General features: G+C 31.4%; 22 protein-coding genes. 10 read left to right on the top strand and 12 right to left on the bottom strand.

Annotated features, from left to right (window positions below):
* Positions 1-7: 7 nt before the first annotated feature.
* Both ACNG5D_RS07025 and ACNG5D_RS07020 read right to left on the bottom strand, forming a co-directional pair.
* Positions 8-3574: an ABC transporter permease/M1 family aminopeptidase gene (locus ACNG5D_RS07025; RefSeq protein ID WP_418182789.1), complete on the bottom strand. Its 3567-nt coding sequence runs from the start codon at positions 3572-3574 to the stop codon at positions 8-10.
* Between the two features lie 3 nt (positions 3575-3577).
* The gene (locus tag ACNG5D_RS07020; RefSeq protein WP_418182788.1) at positions 3578-4462 is read right to left on the bottom strand and encodes an ABC transporter ATP-binding protein; all 885 of its coding nucleotides are present in this window, start codon (positions 4460-4462) and stop codon (positions 3578-3580) included.
* A gap of 196 nt (positions 4463-4658) precedes the next feature.
* Here ACNG5D_RS07020 and ACNG5D_RS07015 point away from each other — a divergent pair, with 196 nt between their 5' ends.
* From ACNG5D_RS07015 to ACNG5D_RS06995, 5 genes are all read left to right on the top strand, one after another.
* On the top strand, positions 4659-5726 hold the full coding sequence (locus ACNG5D_RS07015) for a helix-turn-helix domain-containing protein (protein WP_418182787.1): 1068 nt from the start codon (positions 4659-4661) through the stop codon (positions 5724-5726).
* Positions 5727-5810: 84 nt separating this feature from the next.
* Positions 5811-6971, top strand: coding sequence for an aminotransferase class I/II-fold pyridoxal phosphate-dependent enzyme (locus ACNG5D_RS07010; RefSeq protein WP_418182786.1), 1161 nt, complete (start codon positions 5811-5813; stop codon positions 6969-6971).
* A 50-nt stretch (positions 6972-7021) separates the two neighbouring features.
* Positions 7022-7450 carry a nuclear transport factor 2 family protein gene (locus ACNG5D_RS07005; RefSeq protein ID WP_418182785.1) on the top strand — a complete coding sequence of 143 codons (429 nt, stop codon included), beginning with the start codon at positions 7022-7024 and terminating at the stop codon, positions 7448-7450.
* Between the two features lie 103 nt (positions 7451-7553).
* Positions 7554-8675, top strand: a complete 1122-nt coding sequence (locus tag ACNG5D_RS07000; RefSeq protein WP_418182784.1) for a sensor histidine kinase — start codon at positions 7554-7556, stop codon at positions 8673-8675.
* A complete protein-coding gene (locus tag ACNG5D_RS06995; RefSeq protein WP_418182783.1) occupies positions 8668-9372 on the top strand; it encodes a LytR/AlgR family response regulator transcription factor in 705 nt (234 codons plus the stop codon). Before ACNG5D_RS07000 ends, ACNG5D_RS06995 begins: the two co-directional genes overlap by 8 nt.
* A 55-nt stretch (positions 9373-9427) precedes the next feature.
* Here the strand turns inward: ACNG5D_RS06995 and ACNG5D_RS06990 are convergent, their stop codons facing one another.
* The 4 genes from ACNG5D_RS06990 to ACNG5D_RS06975 all read right to left on the bottom strand — a co-directional run bounded on the left by ACNG5D_RS06990 (position 9428) and on the right by ACNG5D_RS06975 (position 13811).
* Entirely contained in the window at positions 9428-10690 is a 1263-nt protein-coding gene (locus tag ACNG5D_RS06990; RefSeq protein ID WP_418182782.1) for an alpha/beta hydrolase-fold protein, read from the bottom strand.
* 106 nt (positions 10691-10796) lie between these two features.
* Positions 10797-11381, bottom strand: coding sequence for a GNAT family N-acetyltransferase (locus ACNG5D_RS06985; RefSeq protein WP_418182781.1), 585 nt, complete (start codon positions 11379-11381; stop codon positions 10797-10799).
* Between the two features lie 119 nt (positions 11382-11500).
* Complete coding sequence (locus ACNG5D_RS06980; protein WP_418182780.1) at positions 11501-12553, bottom strand: WD40 repeat domain-containing protein; 1053 nt, start codon at positions 12551-12553, stop codon at positions 11501-11503.
* Position 12554: 1 nt separating this feature from the next.
* Entirely contained in the window at positions 12555-13811 is a 1257-nt protein-coding gene (locus tag ACNG5D_RS06975; RefSeq protein WP_418182779.1) for a S41 family peptidase, read from the bottom strand.
* Between the two features lie 457 nt (positions 13812-14268).
* On the opposite strand from ACNG5D_RS06975, the gene ACNG5D_RS06970 reads away from it, so the two are divergent.
* From ACNG5D_RS06970 to ACNG5D_RS06960, 3 genes are read left to right on the top strand one after another with little or no spacing between them, the layout of a single operon-like run.
* Positions 14269-15147, top strand: coding sequence for a sensor histidine kinase (locus tag ACNG5D_RS06970; protein WP_418182778.1), 879 nt, complete (start codon positions 14269-14271; stop codon positions 15145-15147).
* Positions 15144-15842, top strand: coding sequence for a LytR/AlgR family response regulator transcription factor (locus tag ACNG5D_RS06965; protein WP_418182777.1), 699 nt, complete (start codon positions 15144-15146; stop codon positions 15840-15842). Before ACNG5D_RS06970 ends, ACNG5D_RS06965 begins: the two co-directional genes overlap by 4 nt.
* A gap of 14 nt (positions 15843-15856) precedes the next feature.
* Complete coding sequence (locus ACNG5D_RS06960) at positions 15857-16171, top strand: hypothetical protein (RefSeq protein WP_418182776.1); 315 nt, start codon at positions 15857-15859, stop codon at positions 16169-16171.
* A 154-nt stretch (positions 16172-16325) separates the two neighbouring features.
* Here ACNG5D_RS06960 and ACNG5D_RS06955 read toward each other — a convergent pair whose 3' ends face one another.
* From ACNG5D_RS06955 to ACNG5D_RS06930, 6 genes are all read right to left on the bottom strand, one after another.
* On the bottom strand, positions 16326-17264 hold the full coding sequence (locus ACNG5D_RS06955; protein ID WP_418182775.1) for an alpha/beta fold hydrolase: 939 nt from the start codon (positions 17262-17264) through the stop codon (positions 16326-16328).
* 3 nt (positions 17265-17267) lie between these two features.
* Complete coding sequence (locus ACNG5D_RS06950) at positions 17268-17969, bottom strand: DUF6624 domain-containing protein (RefSeq protein ID WP_418182774.1); 702 nt, start codon at positions 17967-17969, stop codon at positions 17268-17270.
* A gap of 221 nt (positions 17970-18190) precedes the next feature.
* Complete coding sequence (locus tag ACNG5D_RS06945; protein WP_418182773.1) at positions 18191-18886, bottom strand: hypothetical protein; 696 nt, start codon at positions 18884-18886, stop codon at positions 18191-18193.
* A gap of 39 nt (positions 18887-18925) precedes the next feature.
* Positions 18926-19201 (bottom strand): hypothetical protein, encoded by a 276-nt coding sequence (locus ACNG5D_RS06940; protein ID WP_418182772.1) that lies wholly within the window; start codon positions 19199-19201, stop codon positions 18926-18928.
* 143 nt (positions 19202-19344) lie between these two features.
* A complete protein-coding gene (locus ACNG5D_RS06935; RefSeq protein WP_418182771.1) occupies positions 19345-21108 on the bottom strand; it encodes a CocE/NonD family hydrolase in 1764 nt (587 codons plus the stop codon).
* Positions 21109-21168: 60 nt separating this feature from the next.
* Complete coding sequence (locus tag ACNG5D_RS06930; RefSeq protein WP_418182770.1) at positions 21169-21336, bottom strand: hypothetical protein; 168 nt, start codon at positions 21334-21336, stop codon at positions 21169-21171.
* Positions 21337-21388: 52 nt separating this feature from the next.
* Here ACNG5D_RS06930 and ACNG5D_RS06925 point away from each other — a divergent pair, with 52 nt between their 5' ends.
* Both ACNG5D_RS06925 and ACNG5D_RS06920 read left to right on the top strand, forming a co-directional pair.
* The gene (locus tag ACNG5D_RS06925) at positions 21389-21682 is read left to right on the top strand and encodes a hypothetical protein (RefSeq protein WP_418182769.1); all 294 of its coding nucleotides are present in this window, start codon (positions 21389-21391) and stop codon (positions 21680-21682) included.
* An 11-nt stretch (positions 21683-21693) separates the two neighbouring features.
* Entirely contained in the window at positions 21694-22305 is a 612-nt protein-coding gene (locus tag ACNG5D_RS06920) for an HmuY family protein (RefSeq protein WP_418182768.1), read from the top strand.
* The last annotated feature ends 50 nt before the right edge of the window (positions 22306-22355 follow it).

Below are 22355 nucleotides of genomic sequence, written 5' to 3'. Positions count from 1 at the left end.
CCCTAGCTTAATTGATATTAAAAACATTATCCACCAAATTCTCATCACTACGTGTACCATAAGGATCAATAGCAATATGAGTTGGTTTTTCTTTTACAATAATTTTAATTTCTGTTTGTTCCTTGTTTATTTGATGCGATTTGTAATACAACACAGAACTATCGTCTTCCACCTTTGACGGATGTTTGGCAAACACCCCAATTTTAATAGGTTCGTTTATTGTTTCTGGTAATATTTCTCCAGTCTCTAACATTTTAAAACGTTTTGCATTTACCTTTACAGTTAGCTCATAGGTGCCATTTGGCAACGCTTTATAACTGCTCGTTTCATCAATAGATAAATCGTAAGTAATCACTTTTTTAAACCAATCGTTAATTAAAGTGTGATGCTTTTCTGGTGTTACTTTGTACACTTCATTTAAGAAATCTAAAGAAGTAATTTCAAAATTATTTTTATAACGATTACCATCTGTAATTGTTTTAAGCACTTTATTTAGTTGTTGTTCGCCAATTAAATCACGCATTGCTAGCATTACGTTTAGCGTTTTCCCGTACGATATATAAGATTGCCCAAGAACCTTATAAACTGGTGGCTCTATACCATTGGCAAACGAGCGGTAATTAAAGTATTTTCTTCTTGCATCTTCGGTTAAGGTATACACCGCTCTTTTACCGTACATTTTTTCCATAATAACGGCTTCGGTATATTTTGCAAAGCCTTCTACAAATAGCGAACCACCAGCTACAGGTTTGGCCGATAAAGTATGTCCCCACCATTGATGAGCTACTTCGTGAATAGTACGTTTTGCTACCAAATTAAATGTACTTGAGTCACTAACATTGGTTAAATACAATCGATTTTCGGTCATACTAATCACACCAGGATGTGCGAATCCGCCAAATGGCCAGTAAGATGGCACTTCGGCTATTCTTATATAATCAAAAGGATAAACCCCGAAATTCTGTTGACAATAATCTAATGTTTCTTTTATGCTCTTTTCCATATCATCAATATTAACACCGTGATTTTCATTATAATATTGCTCTATTGAAATTCCTTTATAATTCGTTTTTTTCGTTGTGTATTTAGCCGAAATATATCCCACTTCAGGAATTATTTTTTTATCCGATTTATAATGAAAGAAGTTTCGGTTGTTCTTTGACCACGTACTCACCAATTTTCCAGAACTAATGGCTGTTTGATCACCATTTGTTGATATAATAGTTTCAAACGGTACTTTTTCATATTTAAAATCTTCTAATGAGATATGACTATCTGAAATATCTTCCTCCATTCTTTCTGGAAGACCTCTTTTTTTACGTTCTGCTTTATTTTTAATTTCGATGGATGCACTATATCCAAGAATAGGCTCGAAATTGCTAAATCGGTTCATATAAGTGCTCTGCTCTCCAATAGAGTAATCTTCTTCAAAGCCTTTAATTTCTTTTTTTAACTGATATCTAAATTTTACAGAATCGTTTGGTTGTAAAGGTTTATTAAATTCAAATAGATAAATACCATAAACCGTGTCATTCTCTATTAAACGTGCGTTTTCAAAACTAATATTTTCAAGAGGTATTCTCTCTGTAACAAACACCTTTTTCATAGATTTCTCGCTTTTGTTTTTCAACATATAACTTGCCTTTACCATTACTTTTTTTTCAGATGGATATATTGCTACTTCATTTTTCTTTGAAATATGAATAGGACGTTCTAACACTTCATATTTCTTATATTTTCTTTCATAGTTTTCACTAAAAATTAGCTTGTCATTTATTGTTGTATATTCTGAAACAATATTGGTATTGTAAAACACCAAACTACCGAAACTGATGAAAAGAAGGCACAATACAGAAACAGCCAAACGTTGTTTTATGGTCCAGTTAGAAACTAACTGTTGTAATTTCACCTTGAACGAAGCAACCACTCCTCTATTCCAAATCTTAAAAGACATTAAGGTTAATAGCAGCCCAAAAGCTAACCAATACATGCCCAAATAATGATATTGAATAACACCACCATAAAATCCGTTTATATTGGTATACGACACTCTTGGTAAAAATCCAAGACTGGTTAATGGGTGTTCTAAACCTAATGCGCCTGATTTTAACGTTAACACTACCACTAGCGCAAATAAGCCCATTCCCATAAATTTTGTTTTTGAAAAACTACTGATGAATAACGCAATCATACAGAATATAGCCAGTTGCAATCCATAGAAATAGTAAAGCGAAGCGTATAAACCAAATTCGAAATTAGAATAACCCAATACTATTTGAAACAAGAGGCACATTACAACTCCTGAAGTAATCAAAATAAAAGGTAACAACAATAAGGCTGTAAATTTTGATAAAAAGAATACGCAGTTTTGTACAGGTGTGGCATCAACAATTAGGTTGAAGTTTAAGCTGCGTTCTTTCCAAACCATTTCTGCACTATAAAACACGATTAGAATTAAACTGAAAATGGTTAACGGATCTACGATTAATGAAATAAGTTCGCTTGTAAACGGATATAAACTCACACCATATTCGCCACCACGGACTGCAGTTGAAAACAACTCGGAAAACACAATTAGCAACCACATAATGAGTACTGCAATAAAAGGCAAACTCTTAAACACACTCTTTAATTCTAGCTTTAATAAGTTTGTAAAAGCTAAAGTTTGTGCTTTAATATTGTTAATCGTTTGTAAAGGTCTGTAAGCTATTTTAGATACGCTTTTCTCCACTTTACGTGCTTCTTTCTTTACTCTTTTGGTCAGTTTTCTAAATGAAAATATTTTATAAGTAACAGCTAACAATCCAATAGAGGCTACTATCCAAATCATTCTATTCATTAAAAACAAGCCAGAGAACGATAATAATTGAGTGTTTTTTTGATAAGGTGTCCAGAATTGTGTTTGCTCAAAGAAAGCTGCAATTCCAAATGGGTCTGCAAGTGCTGCCATAGCCATACTTTCTGGTGATGCTGGTGTGGCTTGCGCCAATAATGGCGAATTTAAAACCATGGAACTTATAAAATATAAGGTGTAAATAAATACGGCACTCGCATAAGTGGCAATACTCTTTTTGGTTAAGGTACATACCGAAAATACTACTGCCGAACAAATAAAAACATTGGGCAATACAATATATAGCCAAGGTTGTAAATAGGTAATTAATTTAAATTCAGCAATACGTTCTGCATCTAAACCGAAAAAATAATTGCCGAAAATATAACCTAAAACAAAGGGTGAAAACGCTAAAACACTAAAAATGAATGTGCCTAAAAAACGACTTAAAAAATAATGCTGCTTTTTAATAGAAGTACTAAAAACAATACCTTCCATGGTGTGCTGTTCATCTCTTAACATGGCACTAATGGCAAAAAACATAATGATAAACACACTACCCAAAGTAAACAAACTGGTATGAAAGTACACTTGATATACCGAGTTGAAATTAACGCCCTGTGGCGCAAAGCCTTGTTGACCAACAAACACACCCAATACTAAAAACAAAAGGGCAAACAACGGAAACGCTCGTTGTTTAAACTGATAAAAAACTTCAAATTGTAGTAACTTAATTAACATAGCTTAAGCGTTTTGATTATGGTTAAACAAGGTTGCGAAGTAGTAATCTTCTAGATTTGGTGTAATGCTAGTAAAACCAGTTTCTGGTTTATTATCTGATAACACTCTAATTTGAGTTTCGCCAGCCACTAATTTTGTTGAAATAACACTAAAGGTCTTCTTAAAGACTTCCAAATCTTTTTTAGCAATAATTTTAGACCAAACCTTACCGTCAATACTCGCAACCATTTGGGTTGGATTGCCTTGTGAAATGATTTCACCATTAGAAAGAATGGCCATTTTAGGACATAAATTCCGCACATCTTCTACGATATGTGTGGATAGAATCACTATAACATTCTCCCCTATTTCACTTAATAAATTCAAAAAACGATTGCTTTCTTCTGGATCTAAACCTGCAGTAGGCTCATCTACAATAATTATTTGAGGGTTGCCTAACAAGGCTTGTGCAATACCAAAACGTTGACGCATACCACCAGAAAAAGTGAATACTGATTTTTTTCTATGCTGATATAAGTTTACTTGTTGTAATAGCGCAGTAACCTGTTCTTTACGCTCTTTTTTATTTAAAACCCCTTTTAAAACTGCTAAATGGTCAAGTAGTTTTTCTGCTGATATTTTAGGATACACCCCAAACTCTTGCGGTAAATAACCTAACTGTTTTCTAACTTCTTGCGGTTGTTTTATAATATCAGTATCATTAAACGTAATACTTCCAGATGATGGTTCTTGCAACGATGCAATAGTTCGCATTAATGATGATTTTCCGGCACCATTTGCCCCTAATAAACCAAACATTCCGTTGGTAATTTCTAGGTTAATTCCGTTTAAGGCTTTAACTCCGTTTGGATAGGTTTTGGTTAGATTTTTTATTGATAGTGTGTTCATTTTTTAATTGATTTTAATATGTTTACAAATATGATAGCTTTTGTACGTTCTATAAATAAAAGATGACCAACAAGGTGTTTTTTGATACATATTGTTTCAAATTAATGTTCTCCTTGAGTTTGGCTATGCTACTGAATTGTTTGTACTGAAATTGATACTGTTTATCAAGATTATGTTTACAGAACTATTATAAAATTTGTTTCTTTGCTCTATGGATGTAAACCCAGAAATATTTAAACATGTTGAGCTACTTTTTGGTAGTATTGGCGTTATTTTAGGCTTATTTTTCTCGATATTCTTACTTTCAACTAGAAAGAATCAACCTTTAGCCAACAGTTTTCTGGCTATTTATTTATTAGCCTTTAGTTTACGTATTGGTAAATCGTTATTTTTTAACTATTTCCCTATAGACCCTGTTATTAGAAATGTGTTTTTAGGTGTGTTACTGGCCATAGGCCCATCGCTTTTGTGGTACACTAAATTGCGATATAAACCTAACGATAGCATTCAGGTATCCAAGGTATTGTGGCATTACGCACCCATGTTTTTGGTGATAGCTTTTTGTTGGCTAATTCCTAACAATAAAACGCTTTTGGCTCGTGTGTTTTATATATCCTATATTATTCATATTGTCTTATACACGAGCTACGCTTTGTATTGGTTACATCAGCAAGAACAAGTAAATTCTGTACCTGACAAGTCGAAAATTGTAAAGTGGTTACAATCTTTTTTAGTGGTTACATTAATTATTGTATGCGTTTATTTTTTGATTTCCATAGGTGTTATTCCGTATTATTTAGGAATGGCGTTTTTCTTTTCGTTGGTTATTTTATTCTTTTCGGGTTGGGCGCTAAAACATCCGTATTTGTTTAAAGTTGAAACCGAAAAATATTCCAATTCCAATTTAACATTAGTAAAAGCTTCTAATCTAGTAGAACGTCTTGACGCTTTAATGCAATCTGAAAAATTGTATTTGAATCCTGATCTTACACTTTCGAAAGTGAGTCAAAAACTAAATGTTGTTTCCAAACAATTATCGCAGGCTATTAATCAAGTAAAAGGTATCAATTATTCACAGTACATTACACACTTCAGAATAGAAGAAGCAAAAAAATTATTGGTTAACGAGGCTAATAAGCATCATAAAATTGCCGCCATAGCTTATGATAGTGGATTTAATAGTCTTTCTTCGTTTAACGCCGCTTTTAAAAAGCTGACCAATCAAACCGCTGCGCAGTATAGAAAGCAGTATTTAGAGTCCTAAAATCGTCTTTTTGTATGCCAAAATCGTGATGTTGGTAGTCAATATGCTGAATTTATTTCAGCTTTGTTAAAAATTATCAAGATTATGGAATCCAAAAATTTTAACCGAAGACGGTTTTTACAATTTGGTGGAATGGCTGCAGCTGCTGCTACTATTTCGCCTACATTATATGCTTCAACTTTTGCACATACAAACGAACAGATACAACCTTTAAAAGAACCAAAAATACGTTTGTTCTCTAATGAGAATCCGTATGGGCCTTCCAAAAAAGTACAAGAAGTTATAGCGCAACAAGTATCGCGTGTTAATCGTTATTCATCTTTTAACCCGTTTGATACCGATCATTTAATTGAAACCATTGCTCAAAAACATGGTTTAGACAACAATCAGGTGATTATTGGTCATGGGTCTTTTGATATTTTACGTATGTTAACCAGAGCTTACGGTAAAACAAAAAATAGCCTTATTATGCCTGGACTCACGTTTAATGTGGTGGGACGATTTGCCGATAAAGTTTACGACCATAAACAACAGAAAATACCTTTAACGCAAGATATGAGTATCGATTTAAAGGCAACTGAAGAAGCAGTAACTTCAGAAACCCAACTGGTATTTATATGCAATCCTAACAATCCCACAGGCAAAATTTTAGATGCATCAACATTAGAAACCTTCTGCAAATGGGTGGCAACTAAAAACTGCTTGGTCGTTGTAGATGAAGCGTATATAGATATGCTAACACCTAATATGCGTCCAAAAACTGTTCAATTACTTCAAGAAAAGCATAATGTTCTTATCGTGAGAACATTTTCTAAAGCCTACGGAATGGCTGGTTTGCGTATAGGATATGCTCTGGGCTTACCAGAAACTATTGCGCGTATTAAAAGTGAATACCATACTTTTGGTGGTTTGCTTAATAATATTGGTGTAGCTGCTGCTATAACTGCCTTGAAGGATAATGCTTATGTAGAGGATTTTAGAGTGAAGAACGATGCGGTTAAAACTTACGTGCAAAATAATTTAAGTCGTTTGGGGATTGAATATATTCCAAGTTACACAAACTTTATCCTAATTAATGTAAAAGACATTACTAAATATAGGGAAAGACTAAAAACCTATGGCATCGAACCTATTGGAGGCTCTGGTAAAAACTACCCTAATTGGTCGCGTATTAGCATTAGTACACAAGAAGATATGGCGTACTATTTAAAAGCTGTTAAAACAATGGATTGGTTAATAAAATAACAACGTATCAATTTCCTATTTCAATATCTATAAACAATAAATACTAACATATGAAACACTATTTTTTACTATGCTGTATGCTACTAGCTTTTAGCGCAGCTACAGCTCAAACTAATGACAAAGCACTTATAGAAACAACTATTAATTATTATTTAGAAGGCACCTCGTATAACAAAACAGACGTTATAAAAAAAGCTTTCACTAAAGATGCTACCTTATATTTAAAAAACCGTGATGGTGAAGATATTCTTTGGAGCATCGATTTTTATGCCGATTTATTTAGCAAACGTGAATACGGTAAATACAATGGTAGAAAAGGAACATTTCTCTCGGTTGAAGTGATTAATGATATTGCCACAGCGCAAGCAGAAATTATTTTTGAAAACACCAACAAGCGTTATGTAGATCTCTTTTTGCTTAAAAGATTAAACACTAATGAATGGAAAATAGTAAGTAAAACGGCAACAGTTACGAATTAAACTCAAAATAAGGTTTATCCTAAAAACATAGGTGTTTAAACCAAAAACAGTAACGTCTATCCAAATAGTTGTACAAATAGGATAACATTGGTAATTTTGAGTTATGATTCAGTTTTTAAAAACATACAAAGCCTTTGTATTTGGATATGTCGTTATTGTTCCCATTTTCTATATATTAGATTATTTTGGGTTTATTCTTTTACCCGAAGAGCAATCGTACGAAATATTTATTTACGGATTGTTTTGGGGAACACTCATTGCCTTACCTATTCACTTTTATAAACAGAAGAAAAAAACGATTATCAGTATTTTAGGTTTAATGGCGTTGTTTTTTATAGCGTTAATTATAGACTCAAAAATGAGCTTGCCAGACAACCCAATTACCTTTATTCTAATGCTAGGGTTTTGGCTTGGGTTTGTTTATATGCTTGTGCCAACTTTTTTTAAAAAGTACTGGCGTCTTATTGTTTTTATTTATGGAACCCTACTACTCTACTTCTTGTATTTAAGATTGTTTACTGGCGGTTTAGATGCCTATTTAAAAATTAAAGCAGACTTTCCGTTATATATTTTTTTTATTCCAATTCCTGTGTTGTTTATGCTTTGGATTTTTGAACAATGGAAATGGGTACAAAAACTAAAAGCCGATAAATCGGAAGCCGAATTATCTTTATTACGCAGCCAAATCAATCCGCATTTTTTCTTCAATACTTTAAATAATTTATATGCATTATCTATAAAAAAATCGGATGCTGCACCAGAGGTTATTCTTAAATTATCCGATATGATGCGTTACACCATTTACGAAGGCGAAAAGGAACAAGTGGCGCTTCAGGATGAAATAACATATTTAAATAATTATATTCAACTACATAAAATCCGTTATAAAAAATCAGTAGATATTCGTTTTAATCACAATATAGACACCTGTTTAACCGTAGCACCATTATTATTTATCATTCTTTTAGAAAATGCCTTTAAACATGGTGTGGAAACGCTTTCGGAAAACGCCTATATTCATATTAATTTATATGATGATAAAAACCATATTTGCTTTGACATTGAAAACAATTTCGATGAAAAAGAAATAGCGTCATCAAAAGGTATTGGCTTAGAAAATTTAAAAAGAAGATTATCTTTATTGTATAAAAACCAACATGATTTTACTGTTGAAAAATCAGCTAATACTTACAAAGCCACTTTAAAAATTTCGAAACATGCTTAAATATATTATTATAGACGACGAGCCTTTAGCACACGAAATTATTGAAGAATTTTGTAGCCTATTGCCGCATTTACAGTTAGAAAAAAATTGCTATAACGCTATGGAAGCCATGCAGTTTTTAAATGACAATACGGTCGACTTTATGTTTTTAGATATTAATATGCCAAAATTAAGAGGTCTAGATTTTTTAAAAACATTAACCAATCCGCCAAAAACTATTATTACTACTGCTTATAAAGAACATGCATTAGAAGGCTACGAACTTAATGTGGTCGATTACCTTTTAAAACCTTTTAGTTTTGACCGCTTGGTAAAAGCAGTTAATAAAGTTTCTGAAAATACATCGACAAATACCATTATTAACACCACAACGAGTGAAGCTAATACAACTTCACGATTTTTTATAAAAGGCGATAAAAAACACCATCAAATTGATTTAGCCGACCTGCTTTATATTGAGGCCTATGGGAATTATACAAAGCTCTTTTTAAAAGATAACATGTTGATAAGCCATGAAAAAATTTCGTCGTTTGAAACACTATTACCTATTGATAATTTTCTTCGAGTTCATAAATCGTTTATTGTTGCCAAGGATAAAATTAAGTACATAGAAGGCAACCGAATTATAATCGATACACATAAAATTCCAATAGGGCAAACCTATAAGAACAAGGTCACTAAATTATACCTCATGTAAGTAAATTAACGAAAAACAACATGGCTTAACTTTAAATATCTCAAATTCCTATCCCTTATTCTTTTATATTTTTTATCGCTTCTATTCGTTCTTTATGATAATCACTCCCGCTTAATTCATAAGCTTTAGAAGCATAGTTTAAAGCTTTCTCTTTATTATTCTGAACTTGATAATACTCTGCCATAGAATCATAAGCATTTGCACTTGTTGGATTATACTTAATATTCATTTCAAAAAACATGAATGCCTTTTCAGGTTGTCCCATTTGCATATTCATGTAACCATAACCGTTTAGCATTTCGTCTATCATTGGCGCAGTAGGAACACCAAAATGTTTGGTGTAAATTTGTTCCTGCTTCTTTAATAGCGAAACCAATTCTTCTATAGGAGTTTCTGGATTATTATATTTTTGCGGAGATTTAAACTGATACCATTTAAAAAGAAAAATAAGCCCATCTCTTATTGATGGTAACGGAACAGTACCATGTAAATCTTCATTATAAACCTTCCATGAAAAATTTAGTCCATTTTGTTTTTTAGTTTCAGCAAAAGTTGAAAACTCAATAATTGAACGCGCAAACAAAGTAAATTCTGAAGAATCATCCATAATATTCTCCATGGTTATTTCTTCATTCATTATATGTAGCTGCTCTGCTGCTAAAGACACATAAAGAGATTTGCCTTCATAACTTTCTGTACTCAGCTTTTCTTTGGCTTCCTTTAATAATTTTTGGTTATCCCAATCTAAACTTGGATCTATGGCTATATAATTTTGAAAAAGATCTTTATGGTTAACCAACATATTTAAGGTAAACAAACCAGCATAAGAATGCCCAATTAAGGTACGATAAGCCATAGTTGGATACTTGCTATCAATATACGGAATGAGCTCCTCTTCCATAAATTTAGTAAAGGCTTCTGCTCCTCCAGTTTCATTATCAAATGTACTACCGCGTCTCATTTTTATCTGTGAGGTAGTTAAATCTCTTGTTCGGTTGTTGCGATTAGAAATTCCAACAAGTATCATATGCGGTAGGTAATGCCCCCAATAATTACCATAAACGGCTTCCAAAGTGCTTTCTAGTGAAAATCCATCCATTAGATAAATCACAGCATATTTTTCATCATTACCTGGTTTAAAATTATCTGGTAATTTTACCCAAAAATCACGGCTTTCACCTAAAGTTTTAGAAAATATGGAATCCTCAATTCTATTTTGAAATTGTGCTGTTTGTAAATCAGTTTTTTGAGCAATTGCATGTTGACTTACCATTAAAATCGATCCGATAAGTACAAATAAGTAAATGTAATGTTTCATTATTTTCTTTTGAATTTGAATGTAATTAAATACATATGTTAAACTAAAATTTTATATTGTTTATTAGTTGTTTTTTAGAATATTAGATTCTATGAAGGTTAACAAACTATACAATAGAAATAAATGTTGTTACCTCTGCATTGTTTCCATCAAAGTATTTTTTACCATGTACACTAACATCTGCACGATAAGCTCTTTTTAATTTTTTATTTTCCCAAATCTCTGACCATGTTTTTAAAATGGCTTCGGGCATTTTACCTTTTGATATAAATTTTTCTGTATTTCCTACTGAAATTTCTCTTCCCACAAAATTATTAGGAACATTATCTAAATTACTTACATAAGTATTTAAACCAATACATGTATATTCATTTTTTAATGCCCATTCTTTTATTTGACTGATTAAGTAATTCCCTAATCCTTTAGATTGAATTTTAGAATCAACAACTACATTGTCTAACTCTAAATGCTTACCTCTATACATGCGAATAGTTGTCCAACCACTAGAAATTCCTACTAATTTGGTATTACTAAATACGGCAAAACAATTATAATTAGGAAGTTTAACCATTTTACTTAGAGTTTCATCTAAAAAATTGATATCCTTATTAGGATTTAATTGATGCACTAATTGTAGTACATCTTTTTTATAATTAATCGGATTTATAAGTTTGAATTCTATACTTTTCATTATTAATCTGCTTATAGACGTTATAAATTTATTCTCTATTTGTATGCCTTTTTAAAAATATTCACGAACTACTATCTTTTGAAGATGAATAGTTAATTCATGGTAACGAACTAGTTATTTTAGTTCTGTATTTCCCAAAATTTTATGGTTTTATCTTTACTTGGTGTTGCAATTAGCTTTCCATCAGAACTAATGTCCATGCCTAAACCAATATCATTGGTGTGATTTGAAATGGTTTGTATAACCCTTTCCTTTTCAACATCCCAAAACGTTGCTATTATAGGTGTTGTAAAACCTGTAAAATTAAAATGATACTCTAAAAACTCTCCTAAGGCTTTTTTGTCTGTTCCACCAGCTAATACACGATTATCATCAATAAAAACTACCGAATGAATGGCTTGATTATCTCCTTTTAAAGTATGCAAAAGTTTCCAGTTTTTTGTATCCCAAATTCTTACAGTTTTATCATCACCAGCGCTTGCTAAATATTTTCCATTAGGACTAAAATCCATAGATAATGGTACTTGCGAATGCCCTAGAATTGTTTTAACTAATTTACCTGATTTTATATCATAAACTCTAATAGCATTATCACTTCCAGAAGCTAGCAACAACTCACCTGAAGGATGAAATATTACTTCCCAAATGTTATGGTTAGCATCTTTAAACTCATGGATTAACTCACCAGTTTCTACACTCCAAACTGAAACCTTATCATCATTACCACCTGCAGCAATTAGTTTTCCATCAGGACTGTATGTTACCGACCATAATGTGCCGTCATTTCCGCCTAACACATGAATTAAATTTCCTGTTTGCACATCCCAAATTCTAGCTTTTCCGTCATAAGAACCTGTACAAACTGTTTTTCCGTTTGGGCTAAAATCAACCGAAGGTGTTCCGTATTCGTGAGGTAAATTATGTAACACCTTACCTGTAATTCTATTCCAGATTTTAGCTTTGCTTTCAAGTCCGCCACTAACCATTAAGCTATCATTTGGTCCGAACTTTACTTCCCAAACTTCGTTGGTATGATGTGTATAGGTTTTAATCAACCTAAGGTCATTACCTTCAACTAAAGCAGGCTGCTTAAATAATTGAAAATAAATAGTGGTAACTAAAACTATTATTATTGCGGATAAACTCCATTTTTTTAGTTGTTTCTTTTTCATCTTAATTCCTAGATTGTAACTTTTGAATCATACGTTTTGCCGACTCTAAATTTGGGTCTAATGCTATCGCATTTTTATATGCTTCTATAGCCTTTTCTAGTTGTTTATTTATAACATAGGCTTCACCTAAACTATCCCAAGTATTTGCATCTTCTGGAAAAGAAAGCGTATTTGATTTAAAAATTAAAATAGCATCCTTTGTTTTACTTTCTTGTAATAACGTATAACCAACTTGATTTAAAACTGCTTTTTTATTTCTTTTTATAGTATTATTTAAGGCTTCTAAATACGCTGTTGCAAACGCATCTTTTTTAGACGTTTTAATATTTGGTTGTACACCTGTTCCTTCCCAATTAGTTTTTGTATTTGGATGGATGGCTTCGATATATGGAATTGAAATTGAAAACTGATTGTTAATAGTAATACGTTTGGTTCTGTTAGCTCCTCCTTTGGTAACTTCACCAACTACTATTGCTTTGTTATAATGTTTTAAACTATAAGCGAAAGCTTCAGCTGCTGAAAAAGTTTTTTTACTTGTTAAAATGTAAAGTGGTTTGTTAACCATTTTTGATTTTTCATCTATATTTAATGTATAAAGTTGTGTTTCGGTATTTGTTTTGCGCTCATAAAAATTACTTAACAAAACAGGATTATCTTTAAAAAAATAGCTTGATAATAATTGAATCATACTTGGCACACCTCCTTTGTTATAGCGCAAATCGATAATTATTGCATTGGTGTTGCTTAAAAAACGTATTGCAGCTGTAGCAGTTTCTTTTGCGTATTTAGTATCTGCAAATAGACGAAGATTTAAATAACCTATGTTACCGTGCAATATTTTAGTTTCCATAAAACCAAAATTGATTTGCGCCATTTTCTTCGCCATCATTTGTTCTTTTTTCAAGCGCATATCTTCTGAAGACACTTGTTTGTTTTTAGCTATTCGTTTTAGCTTATAATTTACTTTAAAATGCAAATCTTTACTACTATTTTGAAGATCTTTTGTTAAGGCTTTAGAAAATTCAGCAGGATTATTTATTGCCTTATACTTTTTTGATTTTAGGTTAATATTCAAAGCCTCAATCATTTTGTTGGCTTTTTCTAGATTTACATAAGTCGTTTTTAAGTGTGATTGAATTGTAGCAACAATATTTTGCTTTTCATCTTGGGTTAATATATTGTTTGCTACTTGTGCTGAAATGGTTTGAAACCAAAAACAACATGTAACGATTACTATAAATTTAAAAAAAAACTTCATGATTTTATGTGTATTAAAATAATTTGAAGCAAACGTATTATGAGATTCTTTCTTTATAAACTATATTTCACCAACACACACACTTTAATCGTAAATTATTCCATAAAGCGCACAATCTTGTTTACGCATGAAAAGATGCTGTTGATGGAACCCATAGATGTGTTTGTGTAAATTCTGATGGCATAAAGACAATTATCATTAATTTTGATTTATGATTGCCATTATAAAAAAGTACAAAGCATTTATAATTGGATTACTGCTATTTAGGATAGTTGTAGTGTGTTTGTCCTACTTTGAAATTATTCACATAGACAATTCGGAAGTTTTAGCAAATACTTTAAGTTTCATTTTTGGTTGGCTAATCACATCTTTGCCTATTCACTTTTTTTCTTTCTTAAAACAACACAAAACAATAAGCGTAAAACTTTTATTCTTAATTGTCTTATTTATTCTGGTAATGGCAAACGATAATCAATCACAAATAATTGATAATCCTTTAACTTTTAAGGGTTTAATTGTTATAGCGCTTGGTTTTTTTTCAATTATTGCACCTTCATATTTTAAAAAATATGCTCTCATTATTGTTGGCTATTATATTGTAACCTTAAGCTATTTCTATTATATAAGAGTTTATATAAATGACATCAATCGTTATTTACAGCAAGAAAAAGAACTAAAAATTATATTATCCGTTCCTCTTTTTGTGTTACTAATCGGTTGGATTTATCAGCAATGGAAATGGATGAAATCGGTAGAATCTAAAAAAGCTAAAGCAGAATTAGCCTTATTGAAAAGTCAAATTAGTCCTCACTTCTTTTTTAATACTTTAAATAATTTATACGGATTAACTATTGAAAAATCTGATGATGCACCCAATGTAGTTTTAAAATTATCAGACATGATGCGTTATACCATTTATATGGGACAGGAAGAAAACGTATTCTTAAAAGACGACATAACGTATTTAAAAAACTACATTGATTTACATAAAATTAGACACCATAAATCTGTAGATATTAGATTTAAAAATAATAGTAATCCCACTATTAAAATTGCACCTTTATTGTTGATTCTACCACTTGAAAATGCCTTTAAACACGGTGTAGAGCATTTAGCTGAAGAGGCTTATATTCATATAGATATAAAAACCGATAGCGGGATTATATACTTTTCTATTCAAAATAATTTTGATTCGAGTATGGCAACTAAAAAAGCAGGAATTGGAATAGAAAACTTAAAACAACGTTTAAAATTATTGTACCCTAATAAGCATAATCTTCAAATAGAAGTTAAAGAAAACAATTATAAACTCTCGCTTAAAATACACGCAATATGATTCAATATATAATTGTAGATGACGAACCTATTGCACATCGTATTATTGAAAACTATTGCGATGCTTTGCCTCACTTACAAAAAAAAGGAAATTGTTACAATGCTTTTGAAGCTATGCAGTTTTTAAACGAACATAGTGTAGATTTACTTTTCTTAGACATTAACATGCCCAAATTAACAGGCTTTGAGTTTTTAAAAACACTAGCTAATCCACCAAAAATAATAGTAACTACTGCTTATAAAGAATTTGCTTTAGAAGGTTACGAACTCAATATTTCAGATTATTTATTAAAACCATTTAGTTTTGAACGTTTTATAAAAGCGGTAAATAAGGCTATAACTAGTACAAAACCACAATCCGATTTAGCAGAAACCTCAACCACTAAAAACGTTAGTTTTTTTGTAAAGACCGATAAACAACAGCATCAAATTCATTCTGAAAATATTTTATTTATTGAAGCTTACGGGCATTACACAAAAATATATTTAACAGATAAAATGCTTTTAAGTAATCATAAAATATCAGCTTTAGAAACATTATTGCCTTCTAATCACTTTTTTCGTGTGCATAAATCATTCATTGTAGCCAAGGATAAAATAAAATATATTGAAGGGAACCGAATTATAATCGATACACATAAAATTCCTATTGGGCAGACGTATAAAAGTAAAATTAGTAAGCTATTAAATTCTTAAAAAACAACTATAAAATGAAAAGAAAAATTGGTTACATATATTCTTATGGAATGGCACTTTATTTTTTAATTTCTGGACTTTCTGTATTGTTTGATATTCCAGCAAAGCTTAAACGCATTGATTTAAGTGCTATTAATACCGATGGCGAAATTGCTTTTTTACTGATTTACACAGGGTTAATGACAGGGATTGGTGTTTCAATATTACTCATTCAGTTTTTTAGTAAAACTTGGAAATATTCAGTTATTTTAATTACTTCAGTTATTAGTTCTTTTATACTTTTTAGAATTGTAGGAAGTATAATGGTTGGCTTTTTAAGTTCTGTGTAGTTAAATTTTTTAATCTTTGAATTTATTGAAGTAGCAGCTGGTCTTTTATTACTTAAAAAGAATAAAGATTGATTACCTGATTAATTTTATTTTACGGAAATAAAAGTTTCTACCTCGACATTATTTCCGTAAAATATTATTCACAACTATGGTGCTATTTTAACCAATCTAATATTAGCTTATTAGTTTCTTCTGGTTTTTCTTGCTGAATGTGATGGCCACAATATAGACTAAACACATCTAAATTTAGTGCAAATTCTTTTAATGTTTCAGATTTTGGAATCATATCTTTCTCGCCATATATCATTAATGTTGGATGTTCTATTTTTGGTACAACATCTGCCATTACATGCCAATTACAATCTAGGTTTCTGTACCAGTTTATTGCACCTGTAAACCCTGAATTTTTAAAAGCTTTTATAAAGACTGATAAATCGTCTTCAGACATAATAGGTTCACCTAGTGGATGTTTTGCTTTAGCAAGATTAATCATTAACATACCTGGTTCTGGTGGCGTAAGTGGTACATTTTTACGAAATAAATTACTAAGGAAGTTTTTAGTGTTTTCTTCTAACACAGCATCTGCAACTCCTGGTTGCTTATTAAAATGCACAAAATAAAAATCGTCTTCAAAAAAGGTTTCCATAACCTCTAGCCAAGGTTTTTCGCCTCTTTCTTGATAAGGTAATGCAAGATTTATGACTTTATTTACGCGTTCTGGATGCAAAAGAGCAAGGTTCCAAACGACATTGGCGCCCCAATCATGACCAACAAAAACAGCATTTTTGTAGCCGTAATAATCTAGCAATGCAACTAAATCGTTCGTTAAATGTTTTATATCGTATTCTGAGACTTCTGCAGGGCAAGAAGAATTGCCATAGCCTCTTTGATTTGGAACTATAACATGATAACCAGCTTCGGCAAAGGCTGAAATTTGATAACGCCATGAATACGCGTGCTCAGGAAAACCATGACAAAGCACCATTGGATTTTTATTTTCTGTTCCAGCTTCAAAAACTTCTAGCTGAACATTATTTACAGAAATTATATTAGGCTGGGGAAATTCTCTAAAGCATGTATTAAGATTGCTCATTTACTATTTTTGTTTAATATTTTGACGTTTTGCTTCAATAAACGCTTCAGTTCTTTTTATTTGTTCTTCTACATTCCACTCTAAAGGCACTCGCTTTTGCTTTAAAAACTCTTCAATAGAATTCATACCTATTTCTGCCCTTATTTTATTGACATTAGCGGGATCTTTTATAGGCCACAGATTAAAACTTTTTGTTTCTGGGTAATATTTAACTTGTCCGCCATAAATTTGAAGTTCATTATTGTCTGTAGCAATTCTATCAGCTGCTCTAACTAAAAAACGCGGTTCTAGCTTTTTATCTTTTACAGCTTGTTCCATCATTGGTAAATATTTCACTCTCACATCAATACTAGAATGTTGCAATACATTACAAATGGTCCAATTACCATCTTCACCTGCCATAGCTTTAGTTGGCCAACCGTAGGTATCTAAAATGTATCGTACTTTCTTTTCGTTTATGATATGATTTTTCTTGTAGATGGCTTGGTATTTTTTAAACAATTCTGAATCGTCACCATGAATACGCATAACAGAGTCTCGTTTTCTAATAGGAATTTGTTCCATAGTCCAAACCGAATCTAGCGTTGCTATAAAGTTTAAAGGTTTTGATGATTGTTGATTTGACTTTTTAGCTTGGTCTTTGTTAGCACAGGAAATTCCTATAAAAAAAAGAGCGATGTATAACAGAAGAAGAAGATTTTTCATTATTTATTTGCTTTTTGAAGTTGTAAATTTATAAACTATTTATAAATGATTTTACTAATATTTACGAACTGTTATTTCTTGATGATGAATTGTTACTTTATGATAACAAATAGGTTAATTCTGTCTTTTATTAAACTATAAAATATTTTGTGTTTGGTTTATTAAATAGTTCTTCATAAACACAAAATTCTGTAGGGACTTAATTTTTCACCTGTATATTATTAATTATTATGACGAAAATATGTTAAGCCGCGTTCAGGACAAAAAGTGTAAATATTATCAGAATTTCTTCCTTTTCCTTGTCCAACTGTCCATCGAAAAGTAAGGCAATTATTTGGTCCATTTAGTTCTATTATTTCAATTCTAGTTGGTCTTCCAGAGGGATAAGTCCGCACTTCGCCTTGCTTCCAATAACCAAGCGGGAATTTACTTCCTAATCCATCATAAGTTCTTGTACCCCATTGTTTTCTATTATCATAAATTCTTACTAGACCATCTTTTGATTCATTAATAGTAAAAAAAGATTCAACATTCCCTCCGCTTTGGGTATTATATGTTCTTCGATAATAGGAAATTTCATTACCAGCCCATTCAATTTTAGTGTCATTTTTTTCTGTTTTGAAAGGCCCGGTAATCTTATAAGTAGTGCATCGCTTTCCAGTAACAGAGTCACAAGAAGTGGTAGAGGCAGAAACCTCTTTTAGGATTAATTCATGCTTTCCATCCCATTTTTCCCCAGTAAAAAGTTCAACGGGAATGAATCTCTCCTTTGTTGAACTATTATATGACATGTACCAATGATCCTTTTCTACATTAATAAGGGAATCATTATTGACTGAATTCTGCTTATTAGTTTTACAAGCGTTTAAAGAAATTAATAGTATAAATGCTAAGGTTTTTAGTGTGTGATTTTTCATTGTCAATGTATTTATACAAACTATTATTATAGATTCTAATTAAATAATATTTTGAAAGTTGTAACCTCTTGATGAAACAGTACCAACAACCATGGCATTATTTTTATGCTCACCTCCTCTTCTACAATAATATAATTCTTTTAAATTAGACATGAAAGCTACGGTTGCTTCTCTATATTCCGTTCTAATTATATCAGGCGCAAATAACTTAGGGATTAAACCTGGTGGCTTTTGACCAAGATAAACATCTTCTCTATGTAATAGTCTATTAGTTCTTGTACTGTTTTCTTTAACCGTATACGCACTAAAAGACAATATCAAAACAATTAACAAAAAAAATGAGATTGCCTTATTTTTAATAGATTCATTTTAAGCGTTTCATTTGATTGATGACTTACTTGATTTATTGTTTTACAAAACTATTTTAAAGCTATGGTGCAAAAGTTCTGTTTTTAAAATCAGTACTTATTAATCGGGATATTGATAAAACTGTCATTATACCATTTAATAATTAATGGTTCTTTAGCGTCAACAATTGTTTCTTGGCTCACGTCTTTTCCTGTGCCGTAATTAATTTGTGCAAAAGGATGTTTAATGCCATTGAGCATAACCACTATTCTACTACCCTTTTTTATTTTCTTACTTGTCATTCTGAAATTATTAATAGGTATTGAAGTCTTCGCATTAGGTATAAGCAAGTTTCTTTTTGCAATATCTTTAGACAAGCTTGCTCTGGTTGTAAAAGGAATTGTTAAACTAAAGAATTCACCATCTGCTGTTTGTTCGTAGACTAAAACGTTTAAATCGAAATCCTTTTTATTGATGGATACATTCAATATTCCTGTCACAGAACCACTCAATTCTACATCTTCTTCAAAGGGTTCAGTTGCAAAAGAAAATCCTTCTCCTACAGTTAATGTTTCTGTTACTATGTTTCTATCACCACTTAAACTCCAAGAGTACTGACTACGATCCGCAAAATCAATCTTTTGCTCTAAATACGCTGTTGAATCAGGGTTGTTTGACAAGCTAAAATGTTTATTAATTCCTAAGTTTCCTGTATTGTAAGTTGATTTAAAAGCAACACCAGAACGTTGTTTGTTAAAATAAAATCTTAATGATTCAGAAGCAATTTTATCTAATGATGACGCATGTTTCCATGTATTAGCTCCCATTACTTGATAATTGATTTTATCTTTTAATAATGCTGGTTTTTCAGCGCCTTTAAAGATGTAATCAAACCAATCAAAGATGATGTTTTTAATATTTATCTGCGCTACTGGATCTATGGTATATCCTAAAATATCCTTTTCAGGAAGCTCTTGCGCTCCAAAATGAGAATATGGCCCAATTACAAGATAATGCTCCGCATTTTTATTGAATTTATAATGTGACTTCAAATAGTACATCGCACCAAATTGTCCGCCATCATAATACCCTGTTGTACTTAAAATTGGAATATTTATTCTCGAAAAATCTTCTTTATACAAGGACATACCTTTCCAATAGTCATCAAATGTTGGGTGCTTTAATTTTTGATTGAATCCTGGATTTGGTGTGCCATCTAAACTGTCTAATTTATTATAAGCGATGCCTTTATTATAAAAATCGAAATTCAAATCATTCCAACGCTTTCCGTTGAAGTAAGAAACCGTATCCAACGTTTTATTATTGGTTACATAATGCCACCAAGGATAATGAAAATTTAAATACACCCCATTTTCCATAGGCTCAGCAATACCAGGTGCCGCAGCTACTGATGGTACAATAGTTTTTAAAGCAGGATGCACCTTTTCTTTCATTGAAGCCCATTGTACAAAACCTACATAACTACCGCCATACATACCAACTTCATCATTGCTCCATGTTTGTTTTGTAATCCAATCAATAACATCGTAAACATCGTTGCCTTCATGCTTATATGGCACTATTTTATCTGGACTTAAGTTTTTTCCTCTAGTATAAGACACGATTCCTACATAACCTTTATCGGCTGCTTCAAAGGCTCTATTAATATCATCTTTACGCGTATATATTGTATGGAATAATATAACTGGTTGTGGCTTTGTATTAGCTTTTTTTCTAACAACGATGGCTGATATTTTTGCACCATCTCGTGTGGTGATTAATAAAGAATCTTGCACCAAGTATTCTTTTCCTTCTCTATTTACAATTCTTTCTTCTTGCTGTTCTTCTTTTATAGAATTACAAGATGACAACACTACTAGCAGCAGAAAAAACAGAAACTTATTAATTTGAATTATTTTCATGTTGTGACTACCTTATTTTGAGTACTCAATTAATTCTTCTGTATAAGAAAAGCCATCTTGATCTTGAGTCATATAGATAAAGTTTTTAATTTTTGGAGCATAGATCCCCACATCATCTGTTCTAGCATTTAATCCTCTATTATTAGTAATACTACCTTTATACTCAATCGTATAAGCCATAAAAGCACCTGCTTCTACAGTTACCTCTTGGTTATATAATAGATCTAGGCATATGGCAAATATTAAACTTTCCTATACAAGCCCTAAGCTTAAATTCAACACCAATTTAAGAGGAACTTATAGAAGTAAATATGGTCTTTTTGACAGTAACAACAACTTATATTTAGATAAATACGATGAGTTTGTTGAAGGCTATACCATATGGGATATAGCTATTAATAAAACATTTTATAAAAATTATGTGCTTGGAATTGGTGTTGATAATGTTTTTGGGTTTAAAGACACCCAAAATATTAGCAATATTTCGGGAAGACTTTTTTATGCAAAACTTAATTTTAATTTTTAATTATATATATTATGAAATCTTTTAAATTTTTATCATTAGCAATACTATCAATAATAATGTTCTCTTGTAGCGATGATGACGCCCCAAAGCTATTACCTGTAGAGTCTATGCAAGTGGTTAACCTGCAAGCAGAGCAAACATCAGATTACTCAACTAATCCTCCTACAGTTTCGGGTGACTATGTGAGGTTCTCATTTGAAACTGGTAGCACTACAACTACAGATAATTGGGATGTTGCCTTTAGAGGAACTACTATTTTGGTAAATGGAGGTTCGGCTACTGCAGACGATCAACCCGCAAGAACTGGAAATGCAGAAATTTACATCACAAATGGATCCTTAAGTGGTGTTGAAAATGTTAACACTTCTTTGTTAAAACAAGACGACTCTACTAATGGTTTAGCTATAACTACTGGTTCTGGAAATGGTTGGTATGATTATAATCCAAGTAATCATTTAATTTCTCCTATAACAGGAAAAATTATTGTTGTTAAAACGAATAATGGCAAGTATGCTAAATTTGAAATTTTGAGCTATTATAAAGACTCAGATACAGATAAAGACTCACAATACTATACGTTTAATTATGTGTATAATCCAAATGAGGGCGAAACTACTTTTTAAACTCATTTTGTTTTAGTTAATTCCAGAAAAGAGGCTAATAAAGCCTCTTT

Origin of the sequence: Algibacter ulvanivorans (genome assembly GCF_048381495.1) — a bacterium.
In the GTDB taxonomy this organism is placed as follows: domain Bacteria; phylum Bacteroidota; class Bacteroidia; order Flavobacteriales; family Flavobacteriaceae; genus Algibacter_B; species Algibacter_B ulvanivorans.
This window is presented reverse-complemented; position numbering and strand designations above follow the sequence as displayed.

What these genes read in the sequence shown, in the direction of transcription:
- ACNG5D_RS07025 (WP_418182789.1), bottom strand. Translation starts at nt 3,574, where the DNA reads ATGTTAATTAAGTTACTACAATTTGAAGTTTTTTATCAGTTTAAACAA.
- ACNG5D_RS07020 (WP_418182788.1), bottom strand. Translation starts at nt 4,462, where the DNA reads ATGAACACACTATCAATAAAAAATCTAACCAAAACCTATCCAAACGGA.
- ACNG5D_RS07010 (WP_418182786.1), top strand. Translation starts at nt 5,811, where the DNA reads ATGGAATCCAAAAATTTTAACCGAAGACGGTTTTTACAATTTGGTGGA.
- ACNG5D_RS07005 (WP_418182785.1), top strand. Translation starts at nt 7,022, where the DNA reads ATGAAACACTATTTTTTACTATGCTGTATGCTACTAGCTTTTAGCGCA.
- ACNG5D_RS07000 (WP_418182784.1), top strand. Translation starts at nt 7,554, where the DNA reads ATGATTCAGTTTTTAAAAACATACAAAGCCTTTGTATTTGGATATGTC.
- ACNG5D_RS06995 (WP_418182783.1), top strand. Translation starts at nt 8,668, where the DNA reads ATGCTTAAATATATTATTATAGACGACGAGCCTTTAGCACACGAAATT.
- ACNG5D_RS06990 (WP_418182782.1), bottom strand. Translation starts at nt 10,690, where the DNA reads ATGAAACATTACATTTACTTATTTGTACTTATCGGATCGATTTTAATG.
- ACNG5D_RS06985 (WP_418182781.1), bottom strand. Translation starts at nt 11,381, where the DNA reads ATGAAAAGTATAGAATTCAAACTTATAAATCCGATTAATTATAAAAAA.
- ACNG5D_RS06980 (WP_418182780.1), bottom strand. Translation starts at nt 12,553, where the DNA reads ATGAAAAAGAAACAACTAAAAAAATGGAGTTTATCCGCAATAATAATA.
- ACNG5D_RS06975 (WP_418182779.1), bottom strand. Translation starts at nt 13,811, where the DNA reads ATGAAGTTTTTTTTTAAATTTATAGTAATCGTTACATGTTGTTTTTGG.
- ACNG5D_RS06970 (WP_418182778.1), top strand. Translation starts at nt 14,269, where the DNA reads ATGGCAAACGATAATCAATCACAAATAATTGATAATCCTTTAACTTTT.
- ACNG5D_RS06965 (WP_418182777.1), top strand. Translation starts at nt 15,144, where the DNA reads ATGATTCAATATATAATTGTAGATGACGAACCTATTGCACATCGTATT.
- ACNG5D_RS06960 (WP_418182776.1), top strand. Translation starts at nt 15,857, where the DNA reads ATGAAAAGAAAAATTGGTTACATATATTCTTATGGAATGGCACTTTAT.
- ACNG5D_RS06955 (WP_418182775.1), bottom strand. Translation starts at nt 17,264, where the DNA reads ATGAGCAATCTTAATACATGCTTTAGAGAATTTCCCCAGCCTAATATA.
- ACNG5D_RS06950 (WP_418182774.1), bottom strand. Translation starts at nt 17,969, where the DNA reads ATGAAAAATCTTCTTCTTCTGTTATACATCGCTCTTTTTTTTATAGGA.
- ACNG5D_RS06945 (WP_418182773.1), bottom strand. Translation starts at nt 18,886, where the DNA reads ATGAAAAATCACACACTAAAAACCTTAGCATTTATACTATTAATTTCT.
- ACNG5D_RS06930 (WP_418182770.1), bottom strand. Translation starts at nt 21,336, where the DNA reads ATGGCTTATACGATTGAGTATAAAGGTAGTATTACTAATAATAGAGGA.
- ACNG5D_RS06925 (WP_418182769.1), top strand. Translation starts at nt 21,389, where the DNA reads ATGGCAAATATTAAACTTTCCTATACAAGCCCTAAGCTTAAATTCAAC.
- ACNG5D_RS06920 (WP_418182768.1), top strand. Translation starts at nt 21,694, where the DNA reads ATGAAATCTTTTAAATTTTTATCATTAGCAATACTATCAATAATAATG.